At 45.3% G+C, this 18,071-nt stretch carries 17 protein-coding genes and 4 tRNA genes; 17 read left to right on the top strand and 4 right to left on the bottom strand.

Features of this window, described 5'->3' with window-relative positions:
• Positions 1 to 108: 108 nt before the first annotated feature.
• The 12 genes from AACU59_RS10565 to luxS all read left to right on the top strand — a co-directional run bounded on the left by AACU59_RS10565 (position 109) and on the right by luxS (position 10,799).
• A tRNA-Arg gene (locus AACU59_RS10565) sits at positions 109 to 185 on the top strand.
• Between the two features lie 66 nt (positions 186 to 251).
• Positions 252 to 328: transfer RNA gene (locus AACU59_RS10570), tRNA-Arg, on the top strand.
• Between the two features lie 36 nt (positions 329 to 364).
• Positions 365 to 441 (top strand) — tRNA-Arg (locus AACU59_RS10575).
• Between the two features lie 66 nt (positions 442 to 507).
• Positions 508 to 584, top strand: a tRNA-Arg gene (locus AACU59_RS10580).
• Positions 585 to 956: 372 nt separating this feature from the next.
• Entirely contained in the window at positions 957 to 1,211 is a 255-nt protein-coding gene (locus AACU59_RS10585) for an oxaloacetate decarboxylase subunit gamma (protein WP_038148642.1), read from the top strand.
• 30 nt (positions 1,212 to 1,241) lie between these two features.
• Entirely contained in the window at positions 1,242 to 3,020 is a 1,779-nt protein-coding gene (gene oadA / locus AACU59_RS10590; protein WP_094145176.1) for a sodium-extruding oxaloacetate decarboxylase subunit alpha, read from the top strand.
• A 9-nt stretch (positions 3,021 to 3,029) separates the two neighbouring features.
• The gene (locus tag AACU59_RS10595) at positions 3,030 to 4,160 is read left to right on the top strand and encodes a sodium ion-translocating decarboxylase subunit beta (protein WP_013857700.1); all 1,131 of its coding nucleotides are present in this window, start codon (positions 3,030 to 3,032) and stop codon (positions 4,158 to 4,160) included.
• 117 nt (positions 4,161 to 4,277) lie between these two features.
• Entirely contained in the window at positions 4,278 to 5,228 is a 951-nt protein-coding gene (locus AACU59_RS10600; protein WP_017045772.1) for an NADP-dependent oxidoreductase, read from the top strand.
• Entirely contained in the window at positions 5,222 to 5,683 is a 462-nt protein-coding gene (locus tag AACU59_RS10605) for a YqaA family protein (protein WP_013857698.1), read from the top strand. Before AACU59_RS10600 ends, AACU59_RS10605 begins: the two co-directional genes overlap by 7 nt.
• Positions 5,684 to 5,692: 9 nt before the next feature.
• The gene (locus tag AACU59_RS10610; RefSeq protein ID WP_094145175.1) at positions 5,693 to 8,548 is read left to right on the top strand and encodes a M16 family metallopeptidase; all 2,856 of its coding nucleotides are present in this window, start codon (positions 5,693 to 5,695) and stop codon (positions 8,546 to 8,548) included.
• 102 nt (positions 8,549 to 8,650) lie between these two features.
• Positions 8,651 to 10,216 carry a glutamate--cysteine ligase gene (gshA, locus tag AACU59_RS10615; RefSeq protein WP_094145187.1) on the top strand — a complete coding sequence of 522 codons (1,566 nt, stop codon included), beginning with the start codon at positions 8,651 to 8,653 and terminating at the stop codon, positions 10,214 to 10,216.
• A 64-nt stretch (positions 10,217 to 10,280) separates the two neighbouring features.
• A complete protein-coding gene (luxS, locus tag AACU59_RS10620; protein WP_010319518.1) occupies positions 10,281 to 10,799 on the top strand; it encodes an S-ribosylhomocysteine lyase in 519 nt (172 codons plus the stop codon).
• An 83-nt stretch (positions 10,800 to 10,882) separates the two neighbouring features.
• On the opposite strand, the gene AACU59_RS10625 is transcribed toward luxS, so the two are convergent.
• Both AACU59_RS10625 and AACU59_RS10630 read right to left on the bottom strand, forming a co-directional pair.
• A complete protein-coding gene (locus AACU59_RS10625; RefSeq protein ID WP_017046996.1) occupies positions 10,883 to 12,157 on the bottom strand; it encodes an HlyC/CorC family transporter in 1,275 nt (424 codons plus the stop codon).
• Between the two features lie 84 nt (positions 12,158 to 12,241).
• On the bottom strand, positions 12,242 to 13,036 hold the full coding sequence (locus AACU59_RS10630; protein WP_026027563.1) for a cytochrome C assembly family protein: 795 nt from the start codon (positions 13,034 to 13,036) through the stop codon (positions 12,242 to 12,244).
• A gap of 302 nt (positions 13,037 to 13,338) precedes the next feature.
• On the opposite strand from AACU59_RS10630, the gene ffh reads away from it, so the two are divergent.
• The 5 genes from ffh to rplS all read left to right on the top strand — a co-directional run bounded on the left by ffh (position 13,339) and on the right by rplS (position 16,937).
• Entirely contained in the window at positions 13,339 to 14,721 is a 1,383-nt protein-coding gene (ffh, locus tag AACU59_RS10635; RefSeq protein ID WP_019281904.1) for a signal recognition particle protein, read from the top strand.
• Positions 14,722 to 14,935: 214 nt separating this feature from the next.
• Positions 14,936 to 15,184 (top strand): 30S ribosomal protein S16, encoded by a 249-nt coding sequence (rpsP, locus tag AACU59_RS10640; RefSeq protein ID WP_010319522.1) that lies wholly within the window; start codon positions 14,936 to 14,938, stop codon positions 15,182 to 15,184.
• A 29-nt stretch (positions 15,185 to 15,213) separates the two neighbouring features.
• The gene (rimM, locus tag AACU59_RS10645) at positions 15,214 to 15,768 is read left to right on the top strand and encodes a ribosome maturation factor RimM (protein WP_013857691.1); all 555 of its coding nucleotides are present in this window, start codon (positions 15,214 to 15,216) and stop codon (positions 15,766 to 15,768) included.
• Between the two features lie 27 nt (positions 15,769 to 15,795).
• Positions 15,796 to 16,542: a tRNA (guanosine(37)-N1)-methyltransferase TrmD gene (trmD, locus tag AACU59_RS10650; protein WP_010319524.1), complete on the top strand. Its 747-nt coding sequence runs from the start codon at positions 15,796 to 15,798 to the stop codon at positions 16,540 to 16,542.
• A 41-nt stretch (positions 16,543 to 16,583) separates the two neighbouring features.
• A complete protein-coding gene (gene rplS / locus AACU59_RS10655) occupies positions 16,584 to 16,937 on the top strand; it encodes a 50S ribosomal protein L19 (protein WP_010319525.1) in 354 nt (117 codons plus the stop codon).
• A gap of 80 nt (positions 16,938 to 17,017) precedes the next feature.
• Here rplS and yacG read toward each other — a convergent pair whose 3' ends face one another.
• The gene (gene yacG, locus AACU59_RS10660; protein ID WP_010319526.1) at positions 17,018 to 17,215 is read right to left on the bottom strand and encodes a DNA gyrase inhibitor YacG; all 198 of its coding nucleotides are present in this window, start codon (positions 17,213 to 17,215) and stop codon (positions 17,018 to 17,020) included.
• Positions 17,216 to 17,304: 89 nt separating this feature from the next.
• Positions 17,305 to 18,045 (bottom strand): cell division protein ZapD, encoded by a 741-nt coding sequence (gene zapD / locus AACU59_RS10665; RefSeq protein ID WP_013857689.1) that lies wholly within the window; start codon positions 18,043 to 18,045, stop codon positions 17,305 to 17,307.
• Positions 18,046 to 18,071 lie beyond the last annotated feature (26 nt).

An 18,071-nucleotide genomic window follows, 5' to 3' on the forward strand; every position in this document is an offset into this window, starting at 1 on the left:
CATAGCTCAGCTGGATAGAGTACCTGGCTACGAACCAGGCGGTCGGAGGTTCGAATCCTCCTGAGCGCGCCACTTATTTAAAGTTAGTGATACTGTCATTAACTCTGCGCGTCCTTAGCTCAGCTGGATAGAGTACCTGGCTACGAACCAGGCGGTCGGAGGTTCGAATCCTCCAGGACGCGCCACTTATTCATAGGGTCATTGCCCCTGATATTGTTAGCGATTATCGCTGATTAATATTAAAACTTTGCGCGCTCATAGCTCAGCTGGATAGAGTACCTGGCTACGAACCAGGCGGTCGGAGGTTCGAATCCTCCTGAGCGCGCCACTTATTTAAAGTTAGTGATACTGTCATTAACTCTGCGCGTCCTTAGCTCAGCTGGATAGAGTACCTGGCTACGAACCAGGCGGTCGGAGGTTCGAATCCTCCAGGACGCGCCACTTATTCAAAGGGTCATTGATCCTGATATTGTTAACGATTATCGCTGATTAATATCAAAACCTTGCGCGCTCATAGCTCAGCTGGATAGAGTACCTGGCTACGAACCAGGCGGTCGGAGGTTCGAATCCTCCTGAGCGCGCCATTTATTAAGAAGCCTCGCATTATGCGGGGCTTTTTTATGTTGGTATTTTGTTGCTATTTTGTTAAATTGAAAATGGCAACTATTTGTTTTATCTTGTTAATCTGCGATGTTTTAACTCCCTCTCAGTATCTGCATCATTTTTTGATTAACGTAGCCGTATTGGCTAGTTAAATGCCCTTCTTAATAGAGAAAATTCAGAGTTTTGTGATTTGTGTGAGTAATTGTTCGCCGATTTTGTGTGTTATCTACAAGAGTCCCTTAAACAAAATTGACAATTATTAACCAATCGAGATAATCCTAGTCCACTTGCCAAGATCGCATTTGTAAAAATGCGTAGCAATTGTTGTCAGGATGACACAGAAAGGAAGCAACATGACTACTATTGGAAGCCTATTAGTTGACGCCGCCACCCTTATGATTACGGGGATGGCTGTAGTCTTTATTTTTCTAACTATTCTCGTTTATCTCGTTCGGTTAATGTCAACCTTGGTACCGGAAGAAGTACCACAACCGATCGCAGCGCCGATTCAACATCGAAAAGTTCAACCAACCCCTTCAGCTGTGAGCCCGCAAATTGTGGCGGCAATTTCTGCAGCAGTGCATCAGCACCGCGCATTAGCTAAATAGCATAGAAAGGATGAAAAGGAGTTTATGAGCATGTCTAAACCACTAGCTATTACGGATGTGGTCCTTCGTGATGCCCATCAGTCACTATTTGCCACGCGCATGCGTATCGAAGACATGCTGCCTATTGCAGCAGAGCTCGATAAGATCGGTTATTGGTCACTGGAAACTTGGGGAGGAGCAACGTTTGATGCTTGTATCCGTTTTCTCGGTGAAGATCCATGGGAGCGTTTACGTTCGCTTAAGCAAGCGATGCCCAATACCCCAATGCAAATGTTGCTACGCGGCCAGAATTTACTAGGCTATCGCCACTATGCTGACGATGTTGTTGAAAAGTTTGTCGAACGAGCTCACGCGAATGGTATGGATGTTTTCCGTATTTTTGATGCGATGAATGATGTTCGCAATTTTGAAAAAGCGGTCAAAGCGACAATTGATGTTGGCGCACACGCGCAGGGCACACTGTCTTACACCACTAGCCCTGTTCATAATTCAGATACTTGGGTTGATCTTGCCAAGCGGTTAGAAGATCTCGGCTGCCACTCTTTGTGTATTAAAGATATGTCTGGGTTGCTCAAGCCGTATGAAGCTGAAGATCTGATCACCCGTATTAAATCCTCTTGTGACGTACCTTTAGCGCTGCACAGCCATGCAACGACTGGTCTTTCAGCGGCAACAGCCGTTAAAGCAGTAGAGGCTGGTATCGATATTTTGGATACCGCTATCTCTTCAATGAGCCAAACTTACGGGCACACACCAACCGAAACAGTGGTCGCTATGCTTGAAGGAACCGAGCGTGATACGGGCCTGAGCCTGACACAGCTTGAACCGATTGCCACTTATTTTCGTGAAGTGCGTAAGAAATACGCAAAATGGGAAGGGCAGTTAAAAGGTGTCGATTCTCGTATTCTTATTGCGCAGGTTCCTGGTGGTATGTTGACTAATATGGAAGGTCAACTAAAAGAACAAGGAGCGGCCGATCGCCTTGATGAGGTTCTTGAAGAGATCCCTCGTGTGCGAAAAGATTTAGGTTTCATTCCCCTTGTGACTCCAACATCTCAAATCGTGGGAACACAAGCAGTGATCAACGTTCTTACTGGTGAGCGCTATAAGAGCATCACGAAAGAAACTGCAGGGGTATTAAAAGGTGAATACGGTGCCACGCCTGCGCCAGTGAATACTGAGTTGCAAGCCAAGGTGTTGGGTAATCTTACGCCGATCACTTGCCGTCCAGCCGATTTGTTGGATGCAGAAATGGCCGTGTTGACCACTGAATTGCTTGAAAAGGCAAAAGCAGAGGGAATTTCATTAGCTACAGATACGGTGGATGATGTTCTGACTTACGCATTGTTCCCACAAGTCGGTTTGAAGTTCTTGAAAAATCGTCACAATCCGGATGCATTTGAGCCTGCGCCAACCTTGGAGTCAGCCAAACCTACACCTGCTACCGTTGTGACAAAAGGTGGTATTGAAACCTACAGTGTTAAAGTGGATGGGCAAATTTACACGGTTGAAGTGGGGCTAGAAGGCCAGCTTAGCTCGATTTCTGCCAGCCAGTCTCAAGCAGCACAGTCATCAAGCGTGCCGGCAAGTAACAATGCAGAAGCCGTTCCTTCACCACTCGCTGGCAACATTTTTAAAGTGAATGTTCAAGCTGGTTCTGAGGTTTTAGAAGGGGATGTGTTAGTGATTCTGGAAGCGATGAAGATGGAAACCGAGATCCGTGCGGCACGTGGCGGTATTGTTCAAGATCTTCATGTCAAAGAGGGTGATGCTGTGACTGTTGGTGCACCATTGCTGAGCTTAGCGTAAGGGAGAACCATGGACGGATTACTGACCTTATGGTCTGAAACAGGGATCGCTAATTTTCAGCTAGGCCAAATCTGCATGATTTTGGTCGGTTGTTTACTGCTGTTTTTGGCTATTCGCAAAGGCTTTGAGCCACTGCTGTTATTGCCGATCGGCTTTGGTGCGATTTTAGCGAATATTCCGAATGCGGGTTTTACCGAACCCGGCGGTCTGCTTTATTACGTTTATCATGTTGGTATTGAGACGGGCGTTTTTCCACTGCTGATTTTTATGGGCGTGGGCGCGATGACCGATTTCGGGGCGTTGATTGCAAACCCTAAAACGTTATGGCTAGGTGCGGCCGCTCAGTTTGGTATTTTCGCCACCCTGTTTGGTGCGATATTACTCAACTATGTACCGGGTATGGAATTTACCATGGCCGATGCTGCGTCCATCGCCATCATTGGTGGAGCCGATGGCCCAACCGCTATTTTCCTTGCCAGTAAATTATCGCCGGATTTATTAGGTGCAATCGCTGTGGCGGCTTATAGCTATATGGCATTAGTTCCTATCATTCAGCCACCGATTATGAAGGCACTTACAACACCTGAAGAGCGAAAAATCAAAATGGCTCAGCTACGCCACGTTGGGAAGACAGAAAAAATACTGTTTCCTTTGGCGGTGCTATTGATGACGATTCTATTTTTACCGTCAGCAACGCCATTAGTGGGTATGTTCTGTCTAGGTAATTTAATGCGTGAATCGGGTGTGGTTGAGCGTCTATCCAAGACTGCGCAAAATGAACTGATCAACATCGTTACTATCTTCTTAGGCTTAGGCGTTGGTTCTAAACTGCAGGCTGATAAGTTTTTGAACTTGGAAACATTAGGTATTTTGGCGCTCGGTGCTATTGCTTTCAGTATTGGTACGGCTGGTGGTGTGTTGATGGCGAAAGTGCTTAATAAATTCTCGAAAGAGGATATTAACCCTCTTATTGGCGCTGCTGGTGTGTCTGCGGTACCGATGGCGGCGCGAGTAGTGAACAAAGTGGGGCTTGAAGCTAATCCACAGAACTTCTTACTGATGCACGCCATGGGGCCAAATGTAGCAGGTGTGCTGGGCTCTGCTGTTGCAGCAGGCGTTTTGCTTGCTCTTGTTGGCTAAGCCTAGACGAGCCGATGGTTATTTTGCGAGCTAAAGATTAACTAGAAGCAATAAAATGGTATATATTCAAAGGGATGCTGAGGCATCCCTTTCTTTTTATCAATAGGGAAGTTTGACATGGATAATAAACAGATCGCAATTACTGAGTTTGGTGGACCAGAGGTGCTCGTTATTCAAACCAGTGACGTTCCTCAACCTAAGGCTGGCGAAGTGTTAGTGAAAGTGGCTTTTGCTGGTGTAAACCCTATTGATGTAAAAACTCGGGCGGGTCTGGGGTGGGCTGCAGCGCAAAACAAAGATAAGCTGCCATGGGTGCCAGGTTACGATATTTCTGGACAAGTTGTTGAGGTGGGGGAAGATAATCGCCGCTTTCAAATTGGAGATAATGTGGCGGGCTTTGTTGGGTTTCCGTTGCGTGGTGGCGGCTACAGCCAATATCTGTGTGTGGCAGAAAGCGAACTCAGCCTTGTTCCTGATGCTGTGACCTTAGAAGCCGCAGCTGTGCTGCCACTGGCAGGGCAAACGGCGGCGCAAGCCCTAAATAAAGCGCAAGTGAAAGAGGGGGATCGCGTATTGATCCTCGCGGGCGCTGGTGGTGTCGGGCACTTAGCGGTACAAATTGCTTTAGCAGCAAAAGCCGAAGTGTATACCACGTGCAGCGAACAAAATTTGGATTATTTAGCGACTCTTGGTGCTCATGCGATTAATTACAATTTTGCTCCTGCTTCACAGCGTTTAGAAGAAGTGGATGTGCTGATTGATTTAGTCGGTGGTGATGCGGCTCTCGACGCTTTGAAATGCTTGAAAGATCATGCGCGTGTCGTTACTGTTCCGACTCTAAGTGCTGAGCTTATTTGTGAAAAAGCAAAATTACTTGGTTTTGAAGCCACAGGCATGTTAGTTGATCCTAATCCTGAACAGCTTGATACCATGCTTTATATGGTCAGCGTTGGCTTATTGAAAACGGAAATTCAAGCTGTTTATCCGATGGCGGAAGTGGCTGCGGCTCATCAACAGATTGAAACAGGCCATACTCGAGGCAAAGTTCTTCTTGATATGAAATGTTAGACATTTTTAGCACCTATTTGGAACCGCTCTCGTATTGGTTTGCTGGCTCTGCTCTGTGGGTGCTTTTTTTTAGTGGTTTTCTCAGTGCTACCTTATTACCGGGAAGCTCAGAAGCGAGTTTATTCGCCACATTAAGCCTGAATCAATTTCCCGTATTTTGGGTTATCGCCGTTGCAAGTGCTGGCAATACCCTCGGCGGTCTGACCAACTATTGGCTCGGTATCTGGTTGCCTAATCGAACTGAAAGCGAAAAGCACGGTCATAAAGCGTTAGCTTGGCTCAATAAATATGGTTATTGGGCTCTCTTATTTAGTTGGCTACCTGTGGTGGGTGATGTGCTTTGTTTGGCCGCAGGTTGGCTACGCATGAAATTTTTACCTACTTTTGTCATTATTTTGATCGGCAAAGCACTGCGTTACATCATGCTTGCCGCTGTATTCTATGGTTTTTTCTAAGGAGCTGTTATGAGAAAAATTTGGCTAGGTGCCCTTTCTCTTATTGCCATTTATGGTTGTTCATCAACGGTCGCACCTATCGCTTTTTTTTCATCATTACCGAAAGGGGTTACGCTGATTGAGCAAGTGGATGCTCAACCAGAAAAAGTGATGATCCCTTATGCAAAATATCAGCTCGATAATGGTCTTACTGTCGTGCTCTCACCGGATCACTCAGATCCTTTAGTGCATGTCGATGTCACTTATCATGTGGGTTCGGCACGTGAAGAGGTTGGAAAATCAGGGTTTGCTCATTTCTTTGAACACATGATGTTTCAAGGAACGGAGCACGTTGGCGATCAAGAACATTTTCGTTTGATCACCGAAGCGGGAGGAACCATGAATGGGAGTACCAACCGTGACCGTACTAATTATTACCAAACCGTGCCTTCAAATCAGCTAGAAAAAGTGTTGTGGCTCGAATCTGATCGGATGGGATTTTTACTCAACGCGGTTTCTCAACGTAAATTTGAGATCCAACGTGACACAGTAAAAAACGAACGCGCACAAAACTACGACAACCGCCCCTATGGCTTGATGTGGGAAAAAATGGCGGAGGCGATGTATGCCGAAGGACACCCTTATTCATGGCAAACCATTGGTTATGTAGAAGATCTTGACCGAGTGGACGTCAACGATCTTAAAGCGTTTTTCTTACGTTGGTATGGGCCGAATAATGCGGTGCTGACCATTGGTGGCGATATTGATGTTCAGCAAACACTTGAATGGGTTAATCAATATTTTGGCACCATACCGGCAGGCCCAGCCGTTGATAACGCACCTAAACAGCCGGCCCAGTTGGCGCAAGATCGTTTCATTACCTTGGAAGATCGCATTCAGCAACCCATGGTTGTGGTGGGCTGGCCGACAGAATATCGCGGTGCTCAAAGTCAAGCATCGCTAGATGCGCTTGCCAAAGTGCTAGGCAGCGGTACCAATAGTTATCTCTACCAAGCGTTGGTCAAAACTCAAAAAGCCGTCAATGCGGGTGCATTCCAAGATTGCGCCGAATTGGCTTGTACCTTCTATGTTTATGCCATGGCACCTTCGGGTGAAAAGGCTCAGCTTGCTCCTTTGTATCGAGAGTTAATGCAAACACTCAGTCAGTTTGAACAACAAGGGGTAGACCAGAGTCGACTTGATCAAATTACCGGTATGGCAGAAGCGAATGCGGTTTTTGCGCTGCAAAGCGTATCTGGAAAAGTGACGCAGCTTGCGTCCAACGAAACGTTTTATGGGCAGCCTGATCGCCTAGAGCAACAATTAGCTCAGATTCATGCGGTCACCCCAGAGTCAATTCAACAGGCTTATCAGCGCTTCATTGCTCATCAACATAAGGTTACCTTAAGTGTTGTGCCTAAACATAAAGCCGATCTTGCCGTTCAAAAAGCTAATTTCGTACCACCTAAAAGAGTGCTGCCCGAGCATCAAACGATAACCGAAGATCAATTGGCTTACCGCCAGGTTGAAGATCAATTTGATCGCTCAATCATGCCTTCTGTGGCAAAAGGTGTGAAAGCACAAATGCCGACACTGTATGAACTCTATTTTGATAACGGTATTGAGTTATTAGCCACACAAACCAGCGAAACGCCGACCGTGCTAATTAATATCAATTTACCAGCAGGAGAGCGACATGCCGCGCGTGGCAAAGAAGGGTTAGCTAATTTAACCGCAGCGTTACTTGAAGAAGGTTCAACTCGACGCTCAGTGGAAGCCATTCAAGCTCAACTCGACACGTTAGGTTCGACTATCAGTGTTACTGCCAATGAGTATTCGACCAGTATTATGGTCTCTAGTTTGAAGAAGAATGTTGCAGCAACATTGGATGTGGTTGAAGAAGTTTTATTTCATCCTGCTTTCAAAGAGAGTGATTTTACACGGCTGAAGCAGCAGATGCTGGAAGGGTTGGTTTATCAGCATCAAACACCGGGCTGGCTTGCTTCACAAGCTACTCGTCAAATACTGTTTGGCAACTCTATTTTTGCGCGTTCAAGTGAAGGCACTGAGCAATCACTAAACGATTTAACATTAGAAGATGTAAAACGCTTTTATGCGAAACATTACACGCCACATGGTACGCAAATCGTTGTCGTTGGCGACATTTCCAAAAAAGAGGTCGCTAAACAGTTAACCTTTTTAGGGTTGTGGCGCGGTGAAGCTTCTCCTTTGTTACGTCCCCAAGTGGTAAACCCACTGACAGAGCGGAAGATATATCTGGTTGATAAGCCTGATGCGCCGCAGAGCATCGTCCGTTTTGTGCGAAAAGGGTTGCCTTTCGATGCCACTGGCGAGCTTTTTCTCAGCCAACTGGCTAACTTCAATTTAGCGGGCAACTTTAACAGCCGCATTAATCAGAATTTGCGTGAAGATAAAGGCTACACCTATGGCGCTGGGAGTTATTTCGCGAGCAATCGAGAAGTGGGTGCTATCGTTTTCAATGCTCAAGTGCGTGCTGATGCCACTGTAGCTTCAATCGTTGAAATAGAAAAAGAGATGGCAACATTCAGTCAAAGTGGCTTAACCGACCAAGAGCTAAAATTTATGCGCCTTGCTGTCGGCCAACAAGATGCACTGACGTATGAAACACCATCACAAAAAGCGCAGTTGCTTAGTAATATTTTGACCTATAGTTTGGATGAAGATTACCTACAGCAACGAAATGAACTGGTAGAAAACGTAAAAAAATCAACGCTCAATAAACTTGCCGCTAAATGGTTTGCACCACAAGAGTATCAAATTATCGTGGTGGGTGATGCGAAAACGTTGAAGCCACAACTTGAAAAATTAGATATTCCCGTAGAAGAGCTTGAAATCATCCGCTAGAGTACACATTTATAGGGGGCAGATTGTTTGCCTCCATTCTACTCTCTTGCTGAGTTAGAGCCGCTTTCATTCGGATCATTCACCTATAAGCGAATCATTATTTTGACTAATTTTGCCGCACGACTTGAACAAGTCACTAAAAAATCAGAAGTGTTTAAGCAGTTTGGCCGAGGCGTTGAGCGTGAAACGTTACGCTATACCCCAGAAGGCTCGTTAGCTCTGACTCCTCATCCAGAAGCACTCGGCAGCGCATTAACCAACCGTTGGATCACCACTGATTTTGCGGAGTCATTGCTTGAATTTATTACACCAGTCTCTCATGACGTGCCGACTTTACTCTCACAACTGGCGGATATTCACCATTTTGCTCAAACCAAATTGGGTGACGAAAAGATGTGGCCGCTTTCTATGCCTTGTTATGTTGGCAGCGAAGATGATATCGAACTGGCGCAATATGGTTCATCGAATACGGGTAAAATGAAAACCCTTTATCGAGAAGGCTTAAAGCGTCGTTACGGCAGCTTAATGCAGATCATTTCTGGCGTACATTTCAATTTTTCATTTCCAGAATCATTTTGGGATGCCTTGCATGGCGAGCAAACTGAATCCCAGCGTACTGAGACAAAATCGGAAGCCTATTTTGGTGTGATTCGTAATTACTACCGTTTTGGCTGGCTTATTCCCTATTTCTTTGGCGCATCACCTGCGTTATGTTCATCGTTTGTGCGCGGACGTGAAAGCCATCTGCCATTTGAAAATATTGGTAAAACGCTTTATTTGCCTCATGCTACCTCGTTGCGCCTCAGTGATTTAGGTTATACCAATAGCGCGCAAAGTGGCTTGAGAATTGGTTTTAATAGCTTGGATCAATATCTAGAAGGGTTGAATCAGGCGATCCGCACTCCATCAAAAGAGTTTGCAGAACTAGGCGTGTATGTCGATGGTGAACATCGTCAGCTCAACAGCAATGTTTTGCAGATAGAAAACGAACTCTATGCACCGATCCGTCCTAAGCGTGTGGCCAAAAATGACGAAAAGCCGTCACAAGCGTTAGAGAGAGGCGGAGTCGAATACATCGAAGTGCGTTCGTTAGACGTAAACCCGTTTAGCCCGATTGGTATTACTGAAGATCAAGTGCGTTTTCTCGATCTGTTCCTCACTTGGACCGCTCTTTCAGATTCAGATCCGATGGACAATTGTGAGCTGGCATGTTGGCGAGATAACTGGAACAAAGTGATTTTAGAAGGTCGTAAACCGGGTTTAGAGTTACAAATTGGCTGTCGCGGAGAGAAACTGACGCTGCAAGCGTGGGCGCATAATGTATTCGATGACTTACGCAAAATAGCGCAAGTAATGGATAGCGCTTGTGGTGGCAATGCATACCAAGCCGTATGCGAGAAACTAAGCTCGTGGATTGATAATCCAGAATTAACCTTTTCCGCCCAACTACTTGAACAGACTAAACAGTTTGGAGGGCTCGGTAAGGTAGGTTGTGCATTAGGAGCCGAATACCGACAAGCCAACCTGGCACATCACTATCAAACTTATTCTGAGTCTGTGATGGAAGAGGAAGTGCTGCGTTCTCGAGCCGCTCAGCAACAGATAGAACAACACGATACTCAAAGTTTTGAAGAATTTCTTGAAAGCTATTTTTCGTACCTAAAATGATCTCTCGATCATAATCTAACATTGATAGGCAGAGCATCGCTCTTTGCCAAATAAGGAGAAAGCAATGCCATTACTCGACAGTTTTACTGTAGATCACACTCGTATGCATGCGCCTGCGGTACGTGTGGCAAAAAATATGCAGACGCCTAAAGGGGATACAATCACCGTATTTGATCTCCGTTTTACTGCTCCAAACAAAGATATTCTTTCAGAAAAAGGGATCCACACTTTAGAGCATTTATACGCTGGTTTTATGCGTGCGCACCTAAATGGTCATGATGTAGAAATCATCGACATCTCACCTATGGGCTGCCGTACAGGTTTTTACATGAGTTTGATTGGCGCGCCAACAGAAGCGCAAGTGGCGCAAGCGTGGTTAGCGGCGATGCATGATGTGCTAAAAGTAGAGAGCCAAGATCAGATCCCTGAACTAAACGAATACCAATGTGGTACAGCCTCAATGCACTCGTTAACAGAAGCTAAAGAGATTGCTCAAGCGATTATCACAGCAGGTATTGCGGTGAATAAAAATGATGAGCTTGCTTTACCTGAGTCGATGCTCAAAGAGCTGAAAGTGGATTAAAAATCGCCAGATCTGGCCCTTTAAAAACAAAAAGCTTGGCAGTGACCAAGCTTTTTTTCTTTCTTTTATGCAGTGACTGGCGATTAATGCTTTTTGGTTTTGCGTGGAAAGACTTTAACCTGCTTAATGCGGTTTTCTTCTACATCCACAATCTCCATCGCATGACCAGAGACTTTGACACTTAAATGGCTACTTGGAATATCTTCAAGGTGCTCCAAAAGTAAACCGTTTAAGGTTCTTGGGCCCGTCGTTGGCAGTTTCCACTTCAGCCCTTTGTTAATGTCACGGATATTTGCGCTGCCATCAATCAAGAAGCTGCCATCACTTTGTGGTGTAATTTCATCGGCTAAGCTTGGTGCCATTGAGGTGGTGAATTCCCCCACAATCTCTTCGAGAATATCTTCAACAGTGATCAAGCCATTGATATCACCGTATTCATCAACGATCAGGCCAATCCGCTCTTTGTTGCGTTGGAATTTAAGTAATTGTACGTTGAGCGGTGTGCCTTCCGGGATGAAGTAGACTTCATCAGCGGCACGTAAAATCATCTCTTTATTGAACTCTTTTTTTTCCAACATCAAACGAGAAGCATCACGAAGGCGCAATATGCCCACCGCTTCATCAATTTTGTCTCGGTAAAGCACCACGCGTCCGTGTGGCGAGTGAGTTAACTGACGCACGATAGATTTCCAATCATCGTTAATATTGATACCAGTAATTTCGTTACGTGGGATCATGATGTCGTTCACCGTGACATGTTCGAGATCGAGAATGGAAAGCAGCATATCTTGGTGGCGACGAGGAATAAGGCCACCCGCTTCGTTGACGACGGTTCTCAACTCTTCAGAGCTTAGATGATCCTCCGCCCCATGCTTGGCTTTAAGGCCTAGTAAGCGGATGAAACCATTGGTGATGAAGTTAATGAACATCACCAATGGTGACAATATCTTCATTAAGAAGGTCAGTAAGATGCTGCTGGCGTAAGAGACGCGTTCAGGGTAAAGCGCTGCTAATGTTTTTGGCGTCACTTCAGCAAAAACCAGAACGACCAACGTCAGCGCACCAGTGGCAATGGCCACTCCTAGATCCCCATAAAGGCGCATACCAATAATAGTGGCAATTGCAGAAGCTAAAATATTGACTAGGTTGTTGCCAATGAGGATCAAACCAATGAGGCGATCTGGACGATCAAGCAGTTTTTCGACACGCTTTGCACCTTTGTGGCCAGTATTGGCCAAGTGCTTTAAGCGGTAGCGGTTCAAAGACATCATGCCGGTTTCTGAACCTGAAAAATAAGCCGAAATTACGATGAGACCCGCGAGTAGTGCAAACAATATACCCGTTGAAATGTCGTCCAAAACGTGGTGTTTCCTTATAAAATAGTGTGATTAAGTAATGATCTAATTAAATGAATGTGTCAATACGCTATCAAACGTGTTGAGTTAGCTCAAAATGATTTCTTTTACAAAACGGCTACCAAAGTAGGCCAGTGTGAGTAAGGTTGCACCAGCGACAGCAAACCAAGTCACTTTTCTACCGCGCCAACCTTTTCGGTAATGTCCCCACAACAATACAGAATAGACAACCCAAGCAATGAAAGACAAAATGCCTTTATGCGCTTTGCCTTGAGCAAACATATCACCGACAAAATCAAAGCCAGTAATCAAGGTACCAGTAAGTAATACGTTACCTATCAAGATGATTTTAAACAGTTGCCTTTCTACCATCAGTAGTGGTGGCAAATTGGGGTTGATGGTTAGCATCTTCTTTTTCTTTAGCTTGTAGTCCAGCCAAGCCAATTGCAAAGCGTAGAGTGCGCCAATCGAAAGGGTTGAATACGAAAATAGTGCTAGAGAAATATGCAACAACAGTGGCGGATTGTTTTCTAAGTGAGTCATGAACATGCTGGGAAGAAATGAGGCGGCGCTGACGTTGATCGCGGCGAAGCTATACACCACCGGCAACAGAAACCACAATCGCGTTTTTAACATCGCAATGCTCATCACCAGTGAGATGATAAAGCTTATCAATGATGCCACATTGAGCATACTGAGGTTTTGCCCATTAGCGTTGAAGATTAAATCACTCAGTAACCACGCATGAAAAGCCAGCGCCAGTGCTGAACTGAACAATACTGTCTGCGCACGAATCCCAGTTTGATTAACTAAGCCTGGAATAATGGTCGCTATGGATAAAAAATACAAAATAGTGGCGACTATTGCGATTAAGTTTTCCATACTTCTTACAAAATGGTGGCTGAATTGGCGAATTATACCTTGCATCACGATAATGAGCTACGTTGGATACCGATTGATTTGACATATACCCACCTTAGTTGAGGTCATGGTGCAAATAATTAACAGGGTGAAGGCTTTTATTCGATAAATCGCAGAGATAACTCTTTTTGCCCCTGTTTTGGGGACCCAATGTTGCGTTTACGGGTTTAAGTCGCTTATCGCGAAGCGTCAATGGGTATGACTATTAGATTGGCTAAGGTATACTGACCCCAATTGATCGCCGAACTAGCGAAGAGACAACGATGTTTGAAAATTTAACGGATCGACTATCCAAGACGCTGAAAAATATCAGCGGCAAAGGCCGTCTCACCGAAGACAATATTAAAGAAACCCTACGCGAAGTGCGCATGGCGCTGCTTGAAGCGGACGTTGCACTGCCTGTAGTGCGTGATTTTGTCGCGCGCGTTAAAGAGGGCGCAGTGGGTGTTGAGGTGTCTAAATCGCTGACACCGGGACAAGAGTTCATCAAGATTGTTCAAGCACAGCTTGAAGCGGTAATGGGCGAATCCAACGAAGCGCTTAACCTTGCAGCCCAGCCGCCAGCAGTGATTTTAATGGCGGGTTTACAAGGGGCGGGTAAAACCACCAGTGTTGGTAAGCTTGCTAAGCTGCTTAAAGAACGCGATAAAAAGAAAGTACTGGTGGTTTCGGCTGACGTTTATCGCCCAGCGGCGATAAAACAGCTTGAAACGCTAGCTAACGATCTGGACGTTGAATTTTTTCCTTCTTCAGCCGACCAAAAACCGATTGATATCGCCAATGCGGCCATTGACCATGCGAAGAAGAAATTCTTCGATGTGCTGATTGTCGACACTGCTGGTCGTCTTGCTATTGATGAACTGATGATGGCAGAGATCCAAGATCTGCATGCGGCGATTAATCCGATTGAAACATTGTTCGTTGTGGATGCCATGACGGGGCAAGATGCCGCGAACACCGCAAAAGCCTTTGGTGATGCGCTGCCGTTAACGGGGGTTATCTTAACCAAAGTTGATGGTGATGCTCGAGGTGGTGCCGCACTTTCCGTTCGTCATATCACCGGTAAACCGATTAAATTCTTAGGGGTCGGTGAAAAAACTGACGCGCTCGAGCCTTTCCATCCTGATCGTATTGCATCACGCATATTGGGAATGGGCGATGTTCTCTCATTAATTGAAGATCTACAACGCAATGTTGATCACGAGCAAGCAGAACGCCTAGCTAAAAAATTCAAGGAAAAGAAAGGATTTGATTTAGAAGATTTCCGCGAACAGCTCGGGCAAATGCAGAATATGGGCGGCATGATGGGCATGCTCGATAAATTGCCTGGCATGGCAAACCTACCAGCGAACGTGAAAGACAAGGTCGATGATAAGATGTTCAAGCAGATGGAAGCGATCATCTGTTCGATGACCATGCACGAGCGTCAGCACCCAGACATGATAAAAGGTTCACGTAAAAAACGTATCGCGACAGGTTCTGGCACCCAAGTACAAGATGTTAACCGCTTACTGAAACAGTTTACCCAAATGCAGAAAATGATGAAAAAAATGCAGAAAGGGGGCATGAAAGGCATGATGCGTAATATGCAAGGCATGATGGGCGGAATGGGTGGCATGGGCGGCGGCGGTTTCTTTGGTCGTTAACCTAACTCATTGCGATGCTTAAAATTTACTAAAGCGTGATGTCCATCACTGCAAAAGCATAATGCTTCTGCTGGTGAAAAAATAGCTAAACCCCTTGCAAAGCCTCGGAATAAGAGTAAAATTCCGAGGCTTTATTTTGGCACGAGACCCCAGACTGTTTTTCGTAAATGGTTTTTGGGGTTAATTTTATTATTGAGAAAGCAAAGAGGACGACATGGTAACCATTCGTTTGGCACGTCACGGCGCTAAAAAGCGTCCATTTTATCAAATCGTAGTTGCGGATAGCCGTAACGCAGTAACTGGCCGTTTCATCGAGAAAGTAGGTTTCTTTAATCCTACGGCTACTGGCCAAGAAGAAGGCCTACGTGTTGATCTAGATCGCGTTAACCATTGGGTTGGTCAAGGCGCATCTCTATCTGATCGCGTAGCTAAGCTAGTAAAAGACGCTCAAAAAGCGGCTTAATTCTTACTTTTATAGAAGAACATTAGCTTATGTCGATGAAAGGTAAAGAAACAATGAGCAAAGAAAACGAAAAGATTGTTATGGGCAAGTTTGGTGCTACCTATGGCATTCGTGGCTGGCTCAAAGTTTTTTCCTACACAGACGAAGCTGAAAGTATTTTTGATTACAGCCCTTGGTTTATTAACCAAAAAGGCCAGTGGATCGAGTACAAAGTAGAGAGTTGGAAGCGCCATGGTAAGAGTATGGTGGTAAAACTTGAAGGTTTAGATGTTCGAGAAGACGCACATCTACTCACCAACTTTGAAATTGCTATTGATCCCGCATCATTACCAGAATTGTCAGCAGATGAATTCTACTGGCGTGAATTGTTCGGTATGCAAGTTATTACCACCAAGGGGTATAACCTTGGTGAGGTCACTGACCTATTAGAAACTGGCTCCAACGATGTTCTGGTTGTGAAAGCGAATTTGAAAGATGCTTTTGGCCAAAAGGAACGGTTGGTACCGTACCTTGAAGAGCAAGTGATCAAGAATGTTGATCGCGAAGCTCGACGGATCGAAGTTGACTGGGATCCGGCATTCTAACTCTAAAATTTCAGAGCGAGAGAACACATGTGGGTTGGCGTTATAAGCCTATTTCCTGAAATGTTCCGTTCTGTTACTGATTTTGGAGTAACAGGTCAAGCGGTTAAAAAAGGTTTGCTGTCTATTGAAGCTTGGAATCCTCGAGATTTCACTCATGACAAACATCGCACCGTCGATGACAGACCTTACGGTGGTGGTCCTGGAATGCTCATGATGGTTCAGCCTTTGCGCGATGCCATTCATGCAGCAAAACAAGCCGCACCGGGAAAGACGAAAGTCATTTACCTTTCTCCTCAAGGTCGAAAACTCGACCAAAAAGGAGTCGAAGAGCTGGCGACGAATGAGAACCTAGTTCTTATTTGCGGACGCTATGAAGGGGTAGATGAGCGTATCATCCAATCAGAAGTTGACGAAGAATGGTCGATTGGTGATTTTGTGATGACAGGCGGTGAACTGCCAGCCATGACGTTGATTGATTCTGTCTCTCGGTTTGTTCCGGGAGTATTAGGAGATTTCGCATCAGCAGAAGAGGATTCTTTTGCCAATGGCTTGCTAGATTGCCCGCACTATACGCGTCCTGAAGTGTTAGATGGAAAAGAAGTACCTGCGGTACTGAAATCCGGTAATCACGAGGATATTCGTCGCTGGCGACTGAAACAGTCGTTGGGCCGAACTTGGCATAGAAGGCCAGAGCTCCTGGAAAACCTAGCTCTGACTGACGAACAGGAACTATTACTGGTTGAGTTCATCAAAGAAACTCAAATACATCAGTAACCTATTTAATTTAGTATCAGTTTATTCTAGGAATTTTTAAAATGAGTAACATCATCAAGGCTCTTGAAGAAGAGCAAATGAAACAAGGCCTACCTAAATTCGCACCAGGTGACACTGTTGTTGTTCAAGTTAAGGTAAAAGAAGGTGATCGTGAGCGTCTACAGGCTTTTGAAGGCGTTGTAATCGCAATCCGTAACCGTGGCCTACACTCTGCATTCACTGTTCGTAAGATCTCTAACGGTGAAGGTGTTGAGCGTACGTTCCAAACTCACTCTCCAGTGGTTGATAGCATTGAAGTTAAACGCCGCGGTGCAGTACGTCGTGCCAAACTGTACTACCTACGTGAGCGTTCTGGTAAGTCAGCTCGTATCAAAGAGAAACTTGCTAAGAAGTAATGCTATAAACTAGCGTTCTCATAGTAATAAACAGGGGTCGAGTAATCGACCCCTGTTTTTATATGTGTTTTATATGTGCGCTAATATTGATCTTCTGACCAACCATCACTGTCTGACATATCCGGTGCACCGGGAATACTTTTTTCCTCATCGGCCCACTCGCCAAAATCGATCATCTGACACTGTTTGGAACAAAAAGGACGATAAGGGCTCTGTTCTCCCCATTCGACATCGGCTTTGCACTGCGGGCATTTTACAATGGTAATTTTCTTTGACATAACAGACTTCAAGTAACGATGGATAGGCGTAAGTGTATTACCTAACGCAATGGAAAGTAAGAGTCAGTCGGGAATTGAAGCGGAATTGATTAACAGCAGACGGCGAGATCAAACTCGATATCGCGCCCTGTTGCTTGGCCTGATTGGAATTCGATAAACTTAATCGCGAAGCGATTTTTATGGCCAGAGATCATGGGGTATACCCCATACTCAAGTGGGATCGACAAGCGCAAGATATTAGCGTCTTCTGCATCGCTTTGATAAAAACCTAATCGTGCTAGGCGAGCTTTAAAATGGCCCGTTTCGCGGGTTAATTTCAGCCAAAGTTGCAACGCATCTGATAACGGTCGTAGCGTTTCCATCCATTGGTGCGCATCTTGGGTCTTCTTTTCTATCGGAATGTGTAGCCAGTAGTGCAGCGCTGGCAGGTCAAAACAGCACGACCCGCCCGGTAAATTAAAACGTTGGCGAATCGTGCTTAAGAAACGATCTTCTTTGAGTGATTGGCCAAAGCGTTCAGCGCTCATTAAATTACGATGGACCTCGTCGATCTCTTCAAGGAGCGATAGCAACATTTCTTGATCAACACCATCCACATTGAGCCAGCTACGGTAGTTCAAACGCTGTTTTTCAATATCTTTAGCCAACTCGCTTTTGAGTTGGATCTGTTCGAAGATTTCGAGTAAATCAAACAATGAACGAAAGAAGAGTTGGTGTTGAATACCATCACGAAACTGAGCAGAATGCATCAACTGGTTAAGCAGCGCTTCGACTCTTAAATAGATACGAGTTTTTTCGTTCAGTGGGTGTTCAAACTTATGCGTGGTCATCTAGCTAGCCTTAGGTCCGGTCTGGG

The organism is Vibrio sp. V23_P3S9T160 (assembly GCF_963886625.1).
GTDB classification, from domain to species: Bacteria; Pseudomonadota; Gammaproteobacteria; order Enterobacterales; family Vibrionaceae; genus Vibrio; species Vibrio anguillarum.